Source organism: Bifidobacterium sp. B4111 (assembly GCF_026537235.1).
Classification (GTDB): Bacteria; Actinomycetota; Actinomycetes; order Actinomycetales; family Bifidobacteriaceae; genus Bombiscardovia.
Genome location: NZ_JAFNMO010000001.1, coordinates 592,637 through 611,154 on the forward strand (window position 1 = coordinate 592,637; position 18,518 = coordinate 611,154).

17 protein-coding genes are annotated in these 18,518 nt (G+C 64.5%); 8 read left to right on the forward strand and 9 right to left on the reverse strand.

Going from position 1 to position 18,518, the window contains the following annotated elements:
• Positions 1 to 63 precede the first annotated feature (63 nt).
• Both J3T93_RS02740 and J3T93_RS02745 read right to left on the reverse strand, forming a co-directional pair.
• Entirely contained in the window at positions 64 to 1,035 is a 972-nt protein-coding gene (locus J3T93_RS02740) for an LCP family protein (protein WP_267430440.1), read from the reverse strand.
• A 338-nt stretch (positions 1,036 to 1,373) separates the two neighbouring features.
• Positions 1,374 to 2,828: an LCP family protein gene (locus tag J3T93_RS02745; protein ID WP_267430441.1), complete on the reverse strand. Its 1,455-nt coding sequence runs from the start codon at positions 2,826 to 2,828 to the stop codon at positions 1,374 to 1,376.
• Positions 2,829 to 3,132: 304 nt separating this feature from the next.
• Between J3T93_RS02745 and J3T93_RS02750 the strand changes: the two genes are divergently transcribed.
• Genes J3T93_RS02750 through J3T93_RS02760 form a run of 3 tightly spaced genes read left to right on the forward strand, consistent with a single transcriptional unit; the run spans position 3,133 to position 8,109 of the window.
• On the forward strand, positions 3,133 to 3,390 hold the full coding sequence (locus J3T93_RS02750; protein ID WP_029678496.1) for a WhiB family transcriptional regulator: 258 nt from the start codon (positions 3,133 to 3,135) through the stop codon (positions 3,388 to 3,390).
• A 58-nt stretch (positions 3,391 to 3,448) separates the two neighbouring features.
• Positions 3,449 to 6,589 carry a glycosyltransferase gene (locus tag J3T93_RS02755; RefSeq protein ID WP_267430442.1) on the forward strand — a complete coding sequence of 1,047 codons (3,141 nt, stop codon included), beginning with the start codon at positions 3,449 to 3,451 and terminating at the stop codon, positions 6,587 to 6,589.
• Positions 6,586 to 8,109, forward strand: a complete 1,524-nt coding sequence (locus tag J3T93_RS02760; protein ID WP_267430443.1) for a DUF5719 family protein — start codon at positions 6,586 to 6,588, stop codon at positions 8,107 to 8,109. The genes J3T93_RS02755 and J3T93_RS02760 overlap by 4 nt, the downstream gene beginning before the upstream one ends.
• Positions 8,110 to 8,119: 10 nt before the next feature.
• Here J3T93_RS02760 and J3T93_RS02765 read toward each other — a convergent pair whose 3' ends face one another.
• The gene (locus tag J3T93_RS02765) at positions 8,120 to 8,554 is read right to left on the reverse strand and encodes a metallopeptidase family protein (RefSeq protein WP_024627339.1); all 435 of its coding nucleotides are present in this window, start codon (positions 8,552 to 8,554) and stop codon (positions 8,120 to 8,122) included.
• Positions 8,555 to 8,664: 110 nt separating this feature from the next.
• On the opposite strand from J3T93_RS02765, the gene J3T93_RS02770 reads away from it, so the two are divergent.
• On the forward strand, positions 8,665 to 9,459 hold the full coding sequence (locus J3T93_RS02770) for an HAD-IIB family hydrolase (protein WP_416378822.1): 795 nt from the start codon (positions 8,665 to 8,667) through the stop codon (positions 9,457 to 9,459).
• Positions 9,460 to 9,565: 106 nt separating this feature from the next.
• Entirely contained in the window at positions 9,566 to 10,321 is a 756-nt protein-coding gene (locus tag J3T93_RS02775; RefSeq protein WP_267430444.1) for a ComF family protein, read from the forward strand.
• On the opposite strand, the gene J3T93_RS02780 is transcribed toward J3T93_RS02775, so the two are convergent.
• The 4 genes from J3T93_RS02780 to J3T93_RS02795 all read right to left on the reverse strand — a co-directional run bounded on the left by J3T93_RS02780 (position 10,318) and on the right by J3T93_RS02795 (position 14,241).
• Positions 10,318 to 11,670 (reverse strand): Y-family DNA polymerase, encoded by a 1,353-nt coding sequence (locus tag J3T93_RS02780; RefSeq protein ID WP_267430445.1) that lies wholly within the window; start codon positions 11,668 to 11,670, stop codon positions 10,318 to 10,320. The two genes, J3T93_RS02775 and J3T93_RS02780, sit on opposite strands and share 4 nt — an antisense overlap.
• Positions 11,667 to 12,284: a LexA family protein gene (locus tag J3T93_RS02785; RefSeq protein WP_267399792.1), complete on the reverse strand. Its 618-nt coding sequence runs from the start codon at positions 12,282 to 12,284 to the stop codon at positions 11,667 to 11,669. The genes J3T93_RS02780 and J3T93_RS02785 overlap by 4 nt, the downstream gene beginning before the upstream one ends.
• Positions 12,285 to 12,354: 70 nt before the next feature.
• On the reverse strand, positions 12,355 to 13,494 hold the full coding sequence (locus J3T93_RS02790) for a sensor histidine kinase (protein WP_416378815.1): 1,140 nt from the start codon (positions 13,492 to 13,494) through the stop codon (positions 12,355 to 12,357).
• Positions 13,495 to 13,503: 9 nt separating this feature from the next.
• Positions 13,504 to 14,241, reverse strand: coding sequence for a response regulator transcription factor (locus J3T93_RS02795; RefSeq protein ID WP_267430446.1), 738 nt, complete (start codon positions 14,239 to 14,241; stop codon positions 13,504 to 13,506).
• 224 nt (positions 14,242 to 14,465) lie between these two features.
• Here J3T93_RS02795 and J3T93_RS02800 point away from each other — a divergent pair, with 224 nt between their 5' ends.
• Complete coding sequence (locus tag J3T93_RS02800; protein WP_267430447.1) at positions 14,466 to 15,086, forward strand: CarD family transcriptional regulator; 621 nt, start codon at positions 14,466 to 14,468, stop codon at positions 15,084 to 15,086.
• 14 nt (positions 15,087 to 15,100) lie between these two features.
• A complete protein-coding gene (locus J3T93_RS02805; protein WP_267430448.1) occupies positions 15,101 to 15,580 on the forward strand; it encodes a 2-C-methyl-D-erythritol 2,4-cyclodiphosphate synthase in 480 nt (159 codons plus the stop codon).
• 6 nt (positions 15,581 to 15,586) lie between these two features.
• Here the strand turns inward: J3T93_RS02805 and J3T93_RS02810 are convergent, their stop codons facing one another.
• Entirely contained in the window at positions 15,587 to 16,414 is an 828-nt protein-coding gene (locus J3T93_RS02810) for a metal ABC transporter permease (RefSeq protein WP_267430449.1), read from the reverse strand.
• Positions 16,411 to 17,286: an ABC transporter ATP-binding protein gene (locus J3T93_RS02815; protein ID WP_121914768.1), complete on the reverse strand. Its 876-nt coding sequence runs from the start codon at positions 17,284 to 17,286 to the stop codon at positions 16,411 to 16,413. The genes J3T93_RS02810 and J3T93_RS02815 overlap by 4 nt, the downstream gene beginning before the upstream one ends.
• 212 nt (positions 17,287 to 17,498) lie before the next feature.
• Here J3T93_RS02815 and J3T93_RS02820 point away from each other — a divergent pair, with 212 nt between their 5' ends.
• Positions 17,499 to 18,419: a bifunctional methylenetetrahydrofolate dehydrogenase/methenyltetrahydrofolate cyclohydrolase gene (locus J3T93_RS02820; RefSeq protein ID WP_267430450.1), complete on the forward strand. Its 921-nt coding sequence runs from the start codon at positions 17,499 to 17,501 to the stop codon at positions 18,417 to 18,419.
• The last annotated feature ends 99 nt before the right edge of the window (positions 18,420 to 18,518 follow it).

Sequence of the window (18,518 nt, forward strand, 5' to 3'; positions counted from 1 at the left end):
GCTAGAGCAGGCCTGGCATGTGGTCGAATGTGGACGGGATTGGTGGTGTGTGCAAAGCGGGCGCTACATGCCGCCGACCGTTCCAGCGGCATGACTGCCCTGGGCCAGTTGGTTGAACAGGTCGGTGTTGCGGGCTTGGTCCAGCAGAACGGTGGAACCGATGCCCCCGCCCGGATAGTAGTCGGGATCTGTCCAGTAGACGCTTCCGGTGACCCCCTTGCTGCTGCTGGCACTGCGGAAGGCCAGGACCATGTGCACAAGGTCTATGGGGTTGGCCCGCTCATCCACCACCAGGGCATCCAGACCTGCGGAAAGAACCTTGCCGGCCCTCGACGGGTTGAGCATGACCGAAGGTTGTAGGGCCTTGGCGCTGATGGCCGAGATGGCCTGACGCTGGCGTTCGGCACGCCCAAAGTCTCCCTTGGGATCCGAGTAGCGCATGCGGGTGAAGGCCAGGGCCATGCTGCCGTCGGCCTGATGGCAGCCGCGAGACCAGACCATGCCGGAGTTGGGGTCGTTGACGTCTGCGTCATAGCAAAGCCTGACGCCGCCCAGGGCGTCGACCACCTTGCTGAGGCCCCCGAAACGGATAAGGGCCACATGATCGACCTTATGACCGGTGATGTCCTCGATCTGGCCGGTTAGGGCCCGGTAGCCCGATGTGTAGGCCACGGCGTTGATCTTCATGTAATCCCCGTCCTGCTTGACCAGGGAGTCGCGGGGGATTGAAATCAGGGAGGCGGCTCCGTGGCGGGGCTTGGTCAGCACCAGGATGGTGTCGGTGCGGAAGCCGGTGATGCTGGCATCCTGTCCGGCCCCCGGAGAACCGTCGCGCTGGTCCGATCCCAGCAGGAGCCAGGTAGTGGCCTCTGAGCCAGGGGTATCGGTCAGCATTTTGTCGCGGGTGAGCTTGCCGTTGACCCAGAACCATCCTCCACCTGCCAGTACAACTAGTGCCAGCAGCAGGACCAGCAGCAGAATGATTACGAACTTGCGCACTGGGTGTTTACGGACGAGGGCAGTGCCGTTCCGCATGTTCCGATTGTTGTTGCGCCAGTCGTTTTTAACAGGTGCAGCTGCAGCCGCCGGCCTGGGTGTGGTTTTCGAGGAGCCACTGGTGCGTCTGGCTTTCTGATGCCCCGTCCCGGAAGATGGGGAGAAGCTGGGAGGCGTCTGGCTACGGCTGTGTCTGGCCTCGGTGCCTGGAGATCTGGGGTCGGCCGCCGGACGGTGATGCCCGGAGGGCATGAAGCTAGGAGGCTCCTGTCCTTGTCCGTCTTGGTCTGATCCAGTCCGCATACCCTTAACCTCCGTAGCTTTGACCGACTAGGTAAGCAATAGCATGCCTGAACGACCCCAGGAAGCTTAATCGGCTATCTCTGCGCCGGAACCGCACAGACCGTAGCAAACAGGTAGCGGTCCGCCATGCCGATGTACTGTCCGGTGTTCGCATCCCTGATGGTTCCGTCGTCCGGATCGACGGTCCCGCCCGTGTTGGGATCGATCAGGGTCTTGTCGGGCATGGTGATCAGTCCGGTACGGGGATCGGGCTTGGGAAGAGCAGCGGCGGATGCAGATGGGGATTGGGTGCCGCCCCCTGTGTCAGAGCCGTTGCCAGCCGTCTGAGCGGCACTCTGTGAGTTTTGGGCGCTCTGGGCATCCTGACCATTGCTGGCCTGGTTGCCTGACGAGGAAGCTGACTCTGCGTCCTCATTGGCCTGGGTCAAGGGCTTGCCCTCTCGCAGCAGATGCCAGATGGTTTCGGCCTCGTCCGTCCACACCACCCGGTTGTTGTCCTGGGACCATTCCTCGACAGGTATGGTCCGGGCGTAGATATGTGTGGTGTCTATGTGCTTGAGCGAGTTGCCCAGGCCCAGCAGGGTCTGGAAGTTGCCCAACCCCTCGCTCAGCTGCAGGGTGGACATGGAGGTGGTGGCCAGACGGTAGGCCTTGGGCAGGTCGGAATAGATGTTGACGGTCTTGGCCTCGTTGACCAGGCTCTTGATCAGATACTGCTGGCGGGTGGTGCGCATGATGTCCGACCCGTCGGCGGCGGTTCCGTGGCGCATGCGAGCGTACTCGGTGGCCTGGGTGCCGTCCAGATGCTGCAGACCACGCTTCAGGTTGATGCCGGTATAGCCGTCCCAGGTATCCTTGGGGATGCACACATCTACCCCACCCAGGGCGTCGATGATGGACTTGAGGCCGTTGAAGTCAGCCACCACAAACTGCTGAATGTCCAAGCCGGTCAGGGAACGGACCACTGCCAGGGAGCAGCTGGCGGCCGAATTGGCATCGCCGCCCTGGCTGTAGCCCTCGGCGAAGATGGAGTTGAACATGACCTGGCGGCGGGCCGGGATGGTATCCCCCTTGCTGGTGGTGCAGGCCGGGGCGTTTACGATGGAGTCCCTGGGAATGGAGACCACATTCACATAGGAGCGGTCGGCGGCGATCTGGACCACCATGGCCGTGTCCGACTGGTGGTTCTCCTCCAGGCCGTCGCCGCTGCCGCCCACCTCGGAGTTGCCCTTACCGTCCCGGGTGTCCTGTCCCAGCACTAGGACGTTCAAAGTCCTCCCCTTGTAAATGTCTTCCGGGGCCTTGTGGGCTTGAGTCAGGCTGACGGGCTCGAGCACGTGCATGTGACCGTTGATGTCGGTCCAGAAGGCCGCCACCGTCGAGGCCAGGAAGCAAAGAACGAAGGTAAGGGCCAGGCAGATGCCCGTGCGCAGACGGTGGCTGCTGCGAAACCCGTCGCTGTGCTGGGGCTTGCCGTTCCTGCCCGCCTTGATGTTGGGCAGACCCATCTTTCTGGTTGGGGACGTCAATGGTATGCCTTCCTCATCGGCTGTCGCTGTAGGGCTCATTCCGGCGGGAAGAACCGGGATGGCGGTGACGCGTGCTTGAACCAGTCATAGTATAGTCTGACCCCCATCCGCAGCTCCTCTTCGGGCGATATGGCTCCCTGTATGTGTTGCTCAGTTGCGCTCGCAGATATTTAGGGGTTGACAGAAGACCCCTGCAGCAGCTGTAATAAAAGTGTGTAAACACACTAGGGACTGGGGGGTCGCTATGAGTGGATTTGTTGACACTCGCTATAGCAGTACAACTAAAAACAGGCTGACGCCGCTGATGCAGTGGTTCGAAGTCAACATCGGACCATCCTGGCGAAGCGAGGCGCTCTGTGCGCAGACCGACCCGGAAGCATTCTTCCCGGGCAAGGGGGGCTCCACCCAGGAGGCCAAACGGGTCTGCGCCGACTGCACCGTCCGCAAGCAGTGCCTGGACTGGGCGGTCGAGCATGACGAGCGCTTCGGCATCTGGGGCGGCATGAGTGAACGGGAGCGCCGCCGTTACAAGAAGAGGATGCGCGCGCAGCGTCAGGTCTGAATCGCCGCAGGTGCCCAAGCGAGGCATCCGGTGACCTGGTTTGCGTAGACTGGAACGCATGAGTTTCGTCGCGCCTCAAGCCCAGGATGTCCGGCAGGTCCTCTCTTCAGTCATGAACGAATGTTCGCCCGCCGCCAGCCCTCATGTGGAGGATGCCGTGGCGGCGGTGATCACGGTCGAGCATGATCTGACCTATTTGCCGGACACCCTGCGTGCCCTCTTGCGACAGAGCCTCTTGCCACGGGTCCTGGTTATCGCGGACTGTTCGGGGTCCACCACAGAGCCGCTCTATGCGCAGTTTCCGGTGGATGGGCCCGCGCGTGTGGAAGTGCAGGTGGTCCGCGCGCGAGGTGCCTCCTCCTTCGGCGATGCCTTGGACAAGGCGCTTGGCTACGCCCGTCTGCCTGGTCGGATTCGCGCTCTTTGGCTTCTGCACGACGACTGCCGTCCACTGGATAATCATTGCCTGGACGAGCTGGTGGACACCTGGCACAGCAATCCCACTGCCTCCCTGCTGGGTGCCAAACAGTATAACTGGCAGGGCCAGGGACTCCATGACGTGGGTCGGTATGCCTACCGTCACCGAACGGTGAGTCTGGTGGTGGACAGCGAACCCGACCAGCAGCAATATGACGCGCGTCAGGATGTCTTCGCGGTGAGCCTGGCTGGCGCCCTGGTGCTCATGCAGACCATGAAGGACCTGGGCGGACCAGGCGCTTGGGCTGGCACCTTTGGCCAGGCCGATGATCTCTGCCGTCGTATCTGCCTGTCAGGGGGGCGGGTGGTAATCGTACCCAACGCCCGGGTGGCCCATGCCGGTGCCCGTATGAGCGGGTTGCGTGATCGGAACGGGCGGTCGGTGCAGCCCAACCACCCCTTGGATGCCTCCATGGGTCCCATACTGGCCCGGGAACGCTACCTGCTGACTGATTTTGCCCTGCCCTGGTGGCCGCTGGTCTGGCTCTGGCGAGTTCTGGCGGCATTGTGGTTCATGGCGGTTGATCTTATCGGCAAACGGCCCTACAGGGCCCTCTGCCGGCTGTGCGCACCCTGGCGGATTCTGGCCAACCCCGCATCCTTGTTCACGATGCGTCGCCGTCTGACCTCCGCCTGCCATGGTGGTCCCCGCCGGTTGGACATTCTTCAGGCCAACGGTCAGCAGATCAGACAGTGGCGGCAGCGCAGGCAGGCCTTCCACGACCAGCAGGAACATCCCATGCTCAGCCACCTGGCCTTGGCTCATCTGCGCCAGCAGTTCCTGCGTCGCCTGGCCTGGGCTTCAGGGATGACCATAGCGGTCTTGGCGGCCCTGGTGGCCACCCACTGGCCACTCTGTCGTGCCATCTTCTCGGGAGGGGCCATCCACGCTCCCTCCCTGCCCTCGTCCGGAGCCGACTGGTCCCAGGTGCTGACGGCGGCCACCACCTCCTGGTCCTGGGCCGGGGGTGTGGGGCAGCCCGCAGTTCCTGCCCCCTTCCTCCTGGTCCTCCTGCCCTTCGCTCTGCTGACCGGCGGTCACGCAGCCCAAGCCATGGCCCTGATGCTCCTGGCGGAGACGGGACTGGCCGCTCTGTCTTTCTGGGCCCTGGCCGGCGTGGTCACCAGGTCCAATCCCATTCGAGTCCTGCTGGGGTTGCTCTGGGCTTGTCTGGCATTCGCCCTGGGCATCGTGGATGGTCTGCAGCTGCCCATGCTGACGGTCATGGCCTTCATGCCTGCCGCCTTTGCCTTTGTTTTCAAGGCCGTGGGGCTGTATCAGACTGAGGCTCCCGTGCGCCCCAAGGCTTCGGTGCAGCAGGCGGCTCTGGCCTCTATCTGTTTTCTGCCGGTCCTGGCTGCCGAACCTCAGCTCATGCTGGCCATGATCCCGCTCTTCATTATGGCGATCTGCCTGGTGCCCTCCCATCGGGTCATGCTGCTCCTGATGCCCCTGCCCTCGGCGCTGGCCCTGGCGCCCACCCTGGTCAATTCCTTGCGCCATGCCAATCAAGGACTTTTCAGACAGCTGTTCGCAGATCTTATGATCCCCTCGACGGGCTTGACCGGTCAACCCAGAACCGGGAGCCTGGGGCAACTGCTGGCCCGCCTGCTGGGACTGGATCTTTCGGCCCTGTGGCCCCTCAGGTGGCGACCTGAGCTCTGGCGTCCGGCCACGCTGGCCTGCTGTCTGCTGGTGGTGGCCCTGCTGGCCTTCATCGCCTTGGTTGTGCCTCGGGCGCTCAAAACTGCCAGGATTCTTTGGAGTACGGTTCTGCTGGGCCTGATTCTGGCGCTGATCTCCCAGGCGGTCTGCATCGGCTTGGACGAGACCGGTCCAGTGGCCGGTTCGGTCCTGCCTGGGGTGATGCTTGCCTTCATGGGGCTGCTGGCCTGTCTGGGCCTTCTGGCTGGCAGGGCCGTCCGTCCCTTCTCGCCCCTTGCTCCTGGGCACGATCAGGTTCCAGAGGGCGATGCTGATCGTCCGCCCCTGCCTCCTGCGCAGTCCTCTTCAACCTCTGCGGCTGCGGTTGATGGCGGGGGACGGATTGTCAGACTCTTGCTGGGCCTGGTCCTGACCATGGTAACGGCAGGCGTGGCGGCGGCTGGTCTGGCGGCGCCAGTCGGAGGACCCCTGTCTGCTGATGACCGGCAGCTCCCGGCAGTGGCGGTGGACTACCTGAACAAGGATCCATCCCATCGGGTGCTGGTGCTGACCTCGCCCTCCCATGGCCGCGTGGCCTACACGGGTCTGCACACCTCACGAGGGGATCTGATCGATGCCTCGCCTGCCCTGCGTGCCCAGAGGGTGAACGGCGGGCAGATGGCCGGTCAGGATGTCCTCTCGCATTCAGCTGCGGCTCTGATGGCCAACGCCGACTCCAAGGCTGTAGCGGCTGTATCCGGTATGGGCTTCGGGGGAATCTATGTGCCCGCCGACCGTTCCGGAGCAGTCGGCATGGGATCCACACCCAACGATGACCTGGTATCCAACATCACCGCCAGCGATGGTGCCCAGCAGGTGGCGACCAATGCCCAGGGAACCTATTTCCGTTTGAGCTCGCAATCCGGCAGGGATGTGGGAGTCAACATGGCCGGGGCCCATCAAGCGGCGGCCAGCACCTGGAGGAGGATCTGGCTCTGGACCCTGGGCCTGGTCTTGCTGGGATACTGCTTGGTGGCTCTGCCGCGTCCGGGCTACTTTGGAGGGGAGCAACTATGAGTGTACGAAGCAAGGGATCCCTGGTGGCTGCTCTGGTCACGGCGCCTCTGGTGGCGGTTTTGATCGCTGCTCTCTTGGTATGGACGCCCCCGGCCTCCTTGGCTGATGGGGCCTTGGGCTCGTCAGTCGTTGCCACCCGGGTCAGCCAACGTGGGGTAGCGTCCTACTGCCCGGCTCGAATGACGGTAGCGGATGAGGACAAGGTCGGCGATGACCAGTTCAAAGCCTCGGAAGGCGATCTGAGCGCCCGTGTCACAGCCGCCGCCTTTGGTTCCATCGGCAGTGCCAGCCTGACCCCGCTTGGAGACGGGCGACGCACCACGATGACTGATCCCGACCTCTTGGATGGGCAGAAGACCATGGCCGCCTCGATCGATCCAGGTGCCTCGGCTACGGCTTTCGATTCCCGGATGCTCAAGTCCCAGCCGGGCACGGGAGCTGCTGTCGGTATGGTCTCCTGGGCCACCAAGGGCGATCTGCGAGGGGTCCAGGCGCTGGCCTGCCCTCGGGCCGTCATGGATGCCGGCTTCCTGTTGCCTGCCACCGGTCGAGGGTCCACACAGCGGCTGGTGGCCTACAACCCGTCATCCAAGGCCACGGTGATCAGTCTGGAGATCCAGGGTTCGCATTCCTCTGGCAACCTGTCCCTGGAGACCGGGAACACCATGACTGTGGCGCCTGGCGGCCATGCCTCATACGACCTGTCTGCGGCGGCTCCCGGACAGCAGGCCGTCTACGTCCGGGCTCGCAGCTCCCAGGCGCCAGTGGCCATGTCGGTTTCGGTCAATGTCATGGCTGGACTGGATCCGCGCGGGTCGGATCAGGTAACGGCCTTGGCGGCGCCCGGCCGTGATCTGGTTATTCCCGGCCTGCGCGGGGCAGACCAGGCCACCCTGCTTCTGCAGGGTTCCAAGGCTACCGCGGCGGAGCTGTCCTGGATGGATGAAGGCGGTCGGGAATCCTTGCGGCGGGTGGATTTGCAGGGTTCCAGGGCCACTGCTGTGGACTTGGGTGGCGTGCCTGACGGCAAGCTGGCTCTGCAGGTGCATGCCGACCAGCCTGTCCGAGCAGTCCTGCAGGTGACCAGTCGGGGCAGCCAGGATCAGTCGCAGTCCGACCTGGCTCTGATTCCTGCGGGTACTGCTGCCGCCTCCTCGGCCCTGACCATATCCCAGCCCGCCCAGGCAGCGCTGACCCTGGTCAACCCATCGACGGATCCGATCAAGGCCGAACTGGTTGGGTTCGACGAGAAGGGCAAGAAATTGGATGAGCGCTCGCTGACCGTTGAGCCGGGTCGGGCCCATGAGCTTTCAGCCCACGACCTGGGCGACCAGGTGGCCGCCGTACGGCTGAACGAGGATTCCGAGCATGATTCATCCCGATTGATCTGGAATGCCCGTCTGAGCGTGGACGCGGTCAACCAGGCTGGCCTGGCCGGTCTGGCCGTCATGGCTCCTGACGGGCTCATGCCTGCCACCACGCTGATCCGCTCCGGTCCAGACTCCACTGTCCTGCCCTGAACGTCGGCTGTCAGCGTCCCCACATGGGGTCGATTTCCTCCGGGTCCCGCCCGTAAAGGTCTGCCAACTGCAGGACCAGTTCGTCGCGGATAATCAACTCCAGCTCGGTGCGGTCCCGGGTCTTGCTCTGGATGGGCAGCCGGTAGAGGACGATTCTGGCGGGGATGCCGCGGCCTGCCGGGAAACTGCGTGAGAAGAGGTCCGCCCTGTCCTCCCAGGGGGTGGGGTCGGAGGGCGGCACGTCCTCGACGGCGAATTGGACGGGCTTGACCAGCTGGGGCCAACCGGCTCCCAGACGCCGAATCTGGGCCGCGGTCAGGTCGTCGAAGATCCCGCATCTGGTGCGATAGCGGGGCAGGCGGGTGCCGAAGGTGGGCCGACGAATCCCCCGGCCATGACTGTCCCGGTAGACGCTGCGGGACCAAGGCGGCTGATCGTTGATCATGACACTCACCATAGCCCCTCAACTCAGTGACAGTTTCGATTCAGGGTGTCTTGTAGCATAGAGCGATGATCGACAAGCGGATGGGAGCAATCATGGCGGAGGACGGTGCGATGAACGTGGCCTGGTGGGGCAGCCAAGACATAGGGTCCATCTGCGCACAGGCACGAGTGCTGGCCTTCGATCTGGACAATACTCTGGCGCTGTCCAAGACCCGTATGGACCAGACCATGGCCGTTCATTTCGCCGCCCTGACCCGGCTTCGGCCCGTGGCCATCGTCTCTGGCGGGCGGTTCAGCCAGTTCCGCGACCAGGTGCTGGATGCTCTGCCCGACGATACCCGTTTCGACCAGCTGCATCTGATGCCCACCAGCGGCACCCGCTACTACCGCTGGCAGGATGGAAGTTGGAATTGCGTCTATGCCCACGACCTGAGCGCCCAGGACCTGCAGGCCGCCGAGGCCAGCCTGGAACGCAGAGCCAAGCAGCTGGGCGACTGGGAGGAGCAGGTCTGGGGGCCGCGCATCGAGGATCGCGGCAGCCAGATAACCTTCTCCGCCCTGGGTCAGCAGGCCCCTGTCCAAGCCAAGGAGGCCTGGGATCCGGACAACAGCCGCAAGGATGCCCTGGCCCGGGCCGTGGCCGCCGATCTGCCCAACCTGCAGGTGCGTTCAGGCGGCTCCACCAGCGTGGACATCTCGGCCAAGGGTATTGACAAGGCCTACGCTGTGACCTCCCTGGCCAGGATACTGGGTGTGGATGTCGGCGATATCGCCTTCGTGGGCGACCGGATGGATCCTGATGGCAACGACTATCCGGCGGCCCTGGCGGGGGCCATGGCTCTGCGTGTGCGCGATCCTGCCGATGCCTTGGCCCTGATTCAGGCCATGGAGGCTGATCTGGCCTGAATCTGCTAAACCTGTCCGCAGACAATCCTGTGAACGGATAACTTGTTCATGCACATGGCCCTGATCTGCTTGTCTATCCTCTTTGTTCGAGGGTTGGCTGGGTCATATGCACAATCCTTTATCGGCATCCAGCCGTCTCAGACGGGCCGCTTATGCTGTCGCCTCGGCCATGGCTGGCTCGGCCCTGGACCTGCTGGCTCCTCGAGCCTGCGCCGGCTGTGACCGCCCGGACCTTCTGCTCTGTCCCAGCTGCAGATCCCTGCTCTTCCGGCCCCTGTCGGTGCCCGCGCCCGCCTATGCCCTAGGTCTGGCGCTGGCCTGCGCTTCATATCGTGGACCTGTCAGGCGGATCATTCTGTCCTGGAAGGACCATGACAACAGGCCCTTGGACAGGCCACTGGGCCAGGTCATGGCCGATCTGGCTCCAGCCCTGTCCAGGCTGATCGATCCTCTGCTTCGGCCCAAGTCTGCCAGGGCCATTCTGGTGGTTCCCGCCCCCTCTTCCCGCGCCTCCCTGCGAAGGCGGGGGAGGGTTCATCTGGAGCCGATCCTCCTGTCTCTGGTCCAGGCCCTGCAACGGCAGGGTCTGGCTGCCCAGGTGGAACCGGCCCTGATCATGAACTCCGTGAGAACCAAGTCTGTCCAAGCGGGCGGCCGTCGGAACCGTTCGCGTCGGCTGGCAGGCCGGATTGCGGTTGCGGATCCCTCACGACTGGCCGGTCAACCTGTCCTGGTGGTGGACGACATCATCACCACTGGATCCACCATCCGTCAGTGTGCTCGTGCCCTGGAGGCTGCAGGTGCCCTACCGCTGGCTGCCCTGGCTCTGGCGGCCGTTCCTCCAGGCCATGAGGATCTCTAGCGGGCCTGGGCCACGGCCATCTCGTCCCAGCGGGTGGTGGCCCGGGGGGAGAGCATGCCCCGGTTCATGGCCCAGTCGGCCCCTGTATCCTCGTCGCCCCGGCCCTGGCCGCGGATGCCTCCGTAGCCCACGCCCACGCGGAAGGGGCCGAAACGACGGGTGGCATCCTCCAGGACGTCCCCCAGACCATGGGTGTCCCGGGCTGCGTCCAGGCCTTCCAAGGTGTGGAAGTGGTCGGCGTCGGTCAGGTCCAGCAGAACCACCCCGGCTCGGATCCAGCGGGCGTGCGGATCCACTCGGCCCTTGAGCGCCCGGCTGGCTGCGCCGGCGATGACCAGCGGGTCGTCGCTGGGATCCTCCAGGACGACGGTCCGGCCAGCTGAGCAGAACTGCTGGGGCGCATAGGGGCTGGTGGAGCAGAAGACCCGCACTCTGCCGCACAGGCCGTGCTGTCGACGCAGGCGGCGGCAGGCCTTCTGGGCGTAGATGCTCAAAGCTTGGGCCAGGGTGGAGTAGCCCTCAATGGGGTGAGAGAACATGCGCGAGCACAGAATCTGATCGGTGCGCACGCCCCTGGCGGCATCCGCCTCGGGTTCGATACAGGGTCGTCCCCTCAATTCCAGTACGGTGCGCTGCAGCATGACGGAGAACCGATGCCGGATCAGGGAGGGATCGGCATCGCGCAGATCCAGGGCGGTGGTGATGCCCATGCCCATGAGTCTGCCGGTCAGCCGTCGGCCTACTCCCCAGACCTGGTCGACGGGCACGGATGCCAGAGCCTGGTCGCCATACTGGGACTCCACCTGGCTCCAGAGGGTGATCCCCTCGGTCGAGGGATGGTCCTTGGCCCAGTGGTTGGCCACCTTGGCCAGGGTTTTGGTAGGCGCCACGCCCACGCTGACGGGGATGCCGGTGCACCGCAGGACCGCGGCGCGCAGCTCCCGGCAGATCTGGACGGTGCGCTTGTCGTTCCAGATGCTGTCCATGAAGCACTCGTCGATGGAGTAGGTCTCCTGGTTGGGCAGGAAATGGGCCATGATGGCCATCATGCGCCTTGAGAGACTGGCGTAGAGCTCATAATTGGAGCTGCGGGCTACCACCCCGTCCTGCAGGGCCCTGTCGCGAATGGTGAACCAGGGTGTGCCATTGGTGATGCCCAAGGCCTTGGCCGGGCGGTTGCGGGCCACTACGCAGCCGTCGTTGTTGGACAGCACAACCACCGGGCGGTCGGCCAGGGAGGGGTCGAAGACGGCCTCACATGAAGCGAAGAAAGAGTTGGCATCAGCCAGGACTACCTGGCCTGTCAGAGCGGTCCCGGATGCCGGCTGGGCCGGTCTCTGCGCGCTCATGCCGACCCCCAGCCCGTGGAAGGATAGACGGGCTTCCGGCCCTGGATTCCCGTGTGCCTGCGACCGTGCGGGGTATGCCCGGGATAGGTGACCTGGGGCAGGGGAGAGCCGCTCCGAAGTTCGCCCTTGGTGTCCACCCGCTGCCAGTGATAGTTGCCGATGGCCACCCCCCAGATGACCAGTTCCTCGCCCTCCTGGGGCAGGAAGTCGGGGTAGGCGGGGTTCTCGGCCCGCAACATGGTCCGTCCTTTGCGTCTGGCCAGCCGCTTGACCAGCAGCTCGTCGTCCAGGATGGCGATGACAATGTCCCCCTCACGCGGCTCCAAAGACCGGTCGACCACCAACAGGTCCCCATCGAAGATGCCGGCTCCGGTCATGGAATCGCCGGCCACGTGGATGATGAAGGTGGCATCGGGGTGGATGATGACGTTCTGATCGAAGCTGAAGTCGCCGCTGAAGTAGTCCTGGGCCACGGAGGGGAAGCCGGCGTGGACGGCCTCCAAGGCCTGGGGGACAGGACTGGGGTGCTCTCGGAAGGGACTCAGGGCATCGACCCGGCACTCCGGCAGGGAAGCAGGGGCCGCCTCCGGCGACCCATGGATGGTAGCGACCATGGCACACCTCGAACTCGATGACATTCGAACAAATGTTCGATTTCATTATGAGCCGAAGTGCGCCTCCCCGTCAATGCGGCGCGTCGGACCCGTCAGAGTGGTCTCCGTCCCCCTCGTCCTCGTCGGGGTCACGGTGATATCTGGGCAGGGTGATCTCGAAGTCGGCTCCGCGCGGGTCGTCCACCACCTGCACCTGGCCTCCATGCAGCTGGGCCGCCCAGCGGGCGATGGACAGCCCCAGCCCGGTGCCGCCCGACTCCGTACCCGGGCCGGCCTTGCCCTTGACGAAGCGCCGGAAGATGTCGGTGCGGGCCTCGGGGGGTATCTGCGAGCCGAAGTTGACCACGTTGGTGACAATGGTCTCCTGCTGCCGGTCCTCGTGGGCCTGGATCAGCACCGTGGTGCCGTCGGCCGAGTGCTTCAGGGCGTTGCTGATGACGTTGGTGAAGAGCTGGCGCAGCCGATCCTGGTCGCCCTCCATCCTCAGGCCCTTCTCCAGATCCACCTGGATGTCGTGGGCGTGCCCGGCGTCGGCTATGGCCAGGGGCTGGAGGGTCTCGTCAATGAAGTCCCCGAAGTCGAAGTCCTCGATCTGCAGGCTGGCGGCTCCAGCCTCCATCCTCGACAGATCCAGCAGGAAGGCGATCAGGTCGGACAGGCGATGGGTCTGCTCCAGGATCCCCTCCAGGTTGGCTGGCGTGGGCTCGGTCACCCCGTCCGCCATGTTCTCCACCATGGCCTGCAGGGCCGAGACGGGGGTGCGCAGCTCGTGGCTGACATTGGCCACCATATCCCGGCGCATCTGGTCGGCGTGCTGGAGCTCCTCGGCCATCTCGTTGAAGGATTGGGCCAGGAGCCCCACCTCGTCATGGCTGGTCGTGGTGGCATGGACACGAACCGTATAGTCCCCGTCGGCCATGGCCTCGGCTGCATCCCGCATCTGCCGCAGGGGAGCGGTGAGCCCTCGGGAGAAGAAGTAGGTGATCCCCAGGGCCACGACCAGGGTCAGCGGCATGGCGATCCAGCCGCTCCAGCCCATCTTCAGCAGGAACCAGGCCATGACGAAGGCGATGGCTGTGGAGATGATGATCAGGACGCTCAGCTCCACCTTCAGCGAAGCGAAGGTTCCGATGGGCCGTTCGCGATCCACACGCGCACTCAGACCAGGCCCCTTGCGCCGGCTTTTGCCGTCCTTGCTCATGGCGTGCATCCGCGGCTGCTACCGCTGTCCCTGTTCCTGATCCTCGGGCGGTTCGAAGGCGTAGCCCACGCCGTGCACGGTGCGAATCATCTGCGAGCCCAGCTTGTGCCGCAGGGCCTTGACGTGGGAGTCCACCGTCCTGGTGCCCGAGGCATCCACCCAGTCCCAGACCTCCTCCAGCAGCTTCTCGCGGGTGAGTACGGACTTGGGCCGACGGGCCAGCGTGGCCAGCAGGTCGAATTCGGTGGGGGTCAGGTGGATCTGCTTCCCGCGTAGGGTCACGATGCGCTGGGCCGGGTCGATGACCAGGGATCCGAAGTCCAGCACCTTCTCGTTCTCGGAGTTCTTGGCGATGACCTTGGCCCGCTCCACCCGGCGCAGGAGGGCCTTGCAGCGGGCGATCAGCTCGCGCATGGAGAAGGGTTTGGTCATGTAGTCGTCGGCTCCGGCGCCCAGACCGGTCACCTTGTCGGCCTCGTCGTCCCGGGCGGTCAGAATCAGCACCGGCACCGGTCGCTCGGCCACGATCCGCTTGGTGGCCTCCAGTCCGTCCATGACGGGCAGCATGATGTCCATGATGACCAGGTCGGGCTTGATCTGGGAGGCGGCCTGCACGGCGCTGGCACCGTCCGAGGCCACCCGGGCCGTCCACCCTTCGGCGGTGATGCGCTGGGCTATGGCAGTGGCCAGGGTGGGTTCGTCCTCAACCACCAGGATGGTGCTGGGTGTAGTGTAGCGGCTTGTGTTTCTGATCATGCCTACCTCTGTTTTCGATCACTGATCCGCAAAACGATGCTCGTCATGCGGGGTGGAGCCTTGTCGGCATTCGTTCCACCACCGTCGTTTCTTCCAGAATAGTCTTCAGAGCCTCCAGGGGAAGTGTGCTCGCGGAGAATCGCGTCGTCCCCAGGCGCCCGTCAGCAAGTCCATACGCAATGGCATTATTATATGGTATTTTCTTGACTCGTTCTGGAGGGCATATGGGTTACAAGGTCGGTGACATGGTCGTCTATCCGCGTCATGGGGCCGCCAGGGTGGACGCCATCACCGAACGGACCGTCAAGGGCGTCACCCGCAAGTACCTGCAGCTGTCTGTGCTCTCCTCGGACGGACTGGTCATCAACGTCCCCGTGGAGAACGCGGCCAAGGTGGGCGTCAGAGACATCGTCGACGCCAAGGCGGTGGCCAAGGTCTTCGAGATCCTGCGCACCCCGGTGGTCGAGGAGAAGGAGATGAACTGGTCCCGCCGCTACAAGCTGAACGTGGAGAAGATCGCCACCGGCGAGGTCAACAAGATCGCCGAGGTGGTGCGCGACCTCTCCCAGCGCGACGTGGACGAGCACGGGCTGTCGGCGGGCGAGAAGCGGATGCTGATCAAGGCCCGCAAGATCCTGACCTCCGAGATCGCCCTGTCCGAGAAGCTGGACGAGGACGAGGCCCAGCGCCTGCTGGACGTCAACCTGGGTTATGCGGAACTCATGCCCGGTGACGACAAGCACCACACCAAGTCTCCCAAGGAGCCGGCCTCCAAGACCCTGGCGCGGGTGGCCCAGGAGGCCGCCAAGACCAAGGGCAAGGGGAAGACCAAGGCCAAGCGCTGAGGCCGGATTCGGTCATGGGCCATCCAAACATTGGACTGGGCTTTGACGCCCATCGCTTCGACCCGACCGGTGAGCGTCCCCTCTGGTTGGCCTGTCTGTCCTGGAATGACGGAACCCCCGGCCTGCTGGGCGATTCTGACGGCGATGCAGCCGCCCATGCCCTGATCGATGCCATCCTGTCAGCCGCCGATCTGGGCGACATCGGCACCCTGTTCGGCCTGGGATCGCAGTCCCCTGGTGCGGGCATGCATGGGGCAGCCATGCTGGAGAAGACCATGGACTGTCTGCATGGGCACGGTCGCAGGCTGCTCAACGCCTCCCTGGTCATCGTCGGCCAGCGCCCCAGAATCTCCTCCCGTCGTCACCTGGCCCAGCAGGCCATGAGTCAGGCTGTCCGGGCACCGGTTAAATTGACTGCCACCACCACTGATGGCATGGGCTTTACCGGCCACGATGAGGGCGTCGCCGTCATGGCCACCGCCCTGGTGGACTGACCGGCATCAGGCGCGCAGGGCCGCCCATCCCTTGGCCAGAGCCCAGAAGAGGGTGGACAGGGTCACGATGACGAAGCTGGGAGGGGTCGGCACCATGGCCGAGATCATCAGGCCTCCCCAGATTGAAGCCAGGCAGATCAATCCTGATAGAAGCATGGCCCGTAGGGGAGAGGCCACCAGGATGTTGGCCGTGGCCGCCGGGGTGACGACCAGGGCGAAGATGAGCAGGGTCCCCACTGCCGGTACGGCGATGGTGATGACGCCGGCCATGATGGCCATGAAGGTCAGGTTCATCAGCCCGATGGGCACGCCGCGTGCCTGGGCCACCTGCTCATCCAGGGAGCTGAAGAGCAGGGGCCGGTAGATCAGGGCCAGCAGGATCAGCAGGATTGCATCGAAGACTATGAAGCCGACGACCTGGCCCCGGGTGATGGTGAGGATGGATCCGAAGAGGATGGCCTGCATCTGCTGGGAGGCCGAGCTGGACATCCTGGCGAAGAAGAGTCCCAGACCGGTGGCGAAGGCCAGGACCGTACCCGTGGCGATCTCCCTCTGGGAGGCCCGCTTGCCCAGGGCTCCGATGACCAGTGCCCCTCCCAGAGCGAAGAGTCCCATGCCGGCAGAGACCGGCAGCCCCAGCAGGACGGCCCCTGTGGCACCGGGCAGGCCGATGTGGGCCAGGGCGTGGGCGGCGAAGGTGGAGTGTCTGGCAATGGTGAAGTAGCCCATGGCTCCGGCAGCCACGGCGATGCATAGGCCAGCCACCATGGCGTTGCGCATGAAGGGGGCGGCGAGGATCTCGGTCCAATGGGGGTCGAAGACTGGTGTGGTCATGAGTTCCTTTCCCGGTCCGTCCCGTGCAGGCGGGCCACCTGGCTGGGTTGGTAGCGATTATGGACGGGTCCGATCGGCTCGTCCATGTCGGGGGCCACGAACATGTCCCCCTGAGGAGTGGTGACCACCTCCACCTTGGTGCCGTAGAGGTGGGTGAGCAGGTCCGAATCCAGCACGTCGTCCATGCGGGCGTAATGAGGGTGCCCGTCCAGCAGGTAGACCGCCCCGGTCAGCACAGGCAGCAGCATGTTCAGGTCGTGGGCCACCACCTGGATGGACATGCCCAGACGGCTGTTGAGTTGTGCCAGCAGGTGGACGGTGGCGCGCTGCCCGGCCAGATCCAGATTGGCCAGGGGCTCGTCCAGCATGAGCAGATCAGGATCGCAGACCAAGGCCTGGGCGATGGCCACCCGCTGTCGCAGGCCGCCGGAGAGCTGGGACAGGCGCAGGTGGGCCCTGTCCTCCACACCCACGAAGCGCATGGCCGCTCTGGCGCGCTCGCGGTCCTGCCGGGTGACGGGGTGAATGCCGAAGCGGGTGCCGGTCAGCCCCAGCAGGACGGATTGTTCGGCCGTAAGGTTGGAGTCGATATCCGAGGTGTAGCTCTGTGGTACGTATCCAATGCGATCGTTGGCCTGGCCGGCCGGCTGCCCCAGGACCCGCAGGCTGCCGGCGTCCAGGGGGAGCAGGCCCAGCTCGGCCTGCATCATGCTGGTTTTGCCCGTGCCGTTGGTGCCCACGATGGCGGTCACGGTTCCCGAGGGAATGGTGAAGGTCCCCTCTGACCAGATCAGCCGCCCGGAACGGCGGATGGCGGCATGGTCGAAGACGATGCAGGCCTGCGTGGATGTTCTATCCGTGTCCGTATCCATGACTTCCTTTCCTGCACGGGCTTAAAATGGTAAACCTGCTCTTATTGAGCATGATTCTCATTATCGCTGGGGAGAGGACAGGGCGCAACTTCAGCAGTCGAGTCCTCCCAGACCGGCCATTGGACGCTGGTTCCGTTCGGGGAGGAATCTGAGCTAATCTGGCCCAGACGAATTCGACAAGGGTTTGTGCCCTCTTGGATGATGGAGACGTGTTGACTGCAGTAAAACTGGACGGGAAGGCGGCGGCTGCGGAACTCAAGGAGGACCTGCGCGCTCGGGTGGCGAGGCTGACGGCCATGGGACGTACGCCCGGCCTGGGGACCATCCTGGTGGGGGACGATCCGGGCTCGGTTAAATATGTAGAGGGCAAGCACCGGGACTGCAGCCAGGTGGGCATCAGGTCGATCAGGGTTGATCTACCCGCCGATGCCGGCGAGGAGCGGATTCTTGCTGCCGTGGATCAGTTCAACCAGGATCCTGACTGCACCGGCTACATCGTCCAGCTGCCCCTGCCCGAGGGCGTGGATCCCACTGGGATCATCGATCGCATCGATCCGGCCAAGGATGCCGACGGCATGCATCCTTACAGCCTTGGTCAGCTGGTTCTGCATACCGACGGCCAGGTGCGGACCCCCCTGCCCTGCACCCCGCGGGGGATCCTCTACCTGCTGGACCATTACGGGATAGACCTGGCTGGCAAGGATGTCTGTGTGCTGGGCCGGGGATTGACCGTGGGACGCACCATCGGGCTGCTCCTGACCAACCGCGGGGTGGATGCCACCGTGACCCTCTGTCATACCCGCACCAGGGACGTTGACACCCATCTGCGCAGGGCTGACGTGATCATCTCGGCCGTGGGCCGAGCCGGGCTGGTTGGCCCGGACCAGGTCCGCCAGGGTGCCGTTCTGGTGGATGTTGGCGTCTCCCGGATCTGGGATCAGCAGGAGGGGCGCTGGCGGATCAAGGGCGACATCGACCCGGCCGCCAGGCAGTCTGCAGCCGCTTATACGCCCAACCCCGGTGGCGTGGGTCCCATGACCCGGGCCATGCTCCTGGTCAATGTGGTTGAATCCGCCGAGCGGGCCGCCGGAATCCCTGTCTGCGACACGCCCGAGGTCTCCCGGCGACAATGACCGCGGTGTCTCCTATCATGGAGAATGTTCGCGCCTGCCGGCGGGAACGCATAACTCAATACGGAAAAATATCCACCAACTATACAAGAAACAATTTAA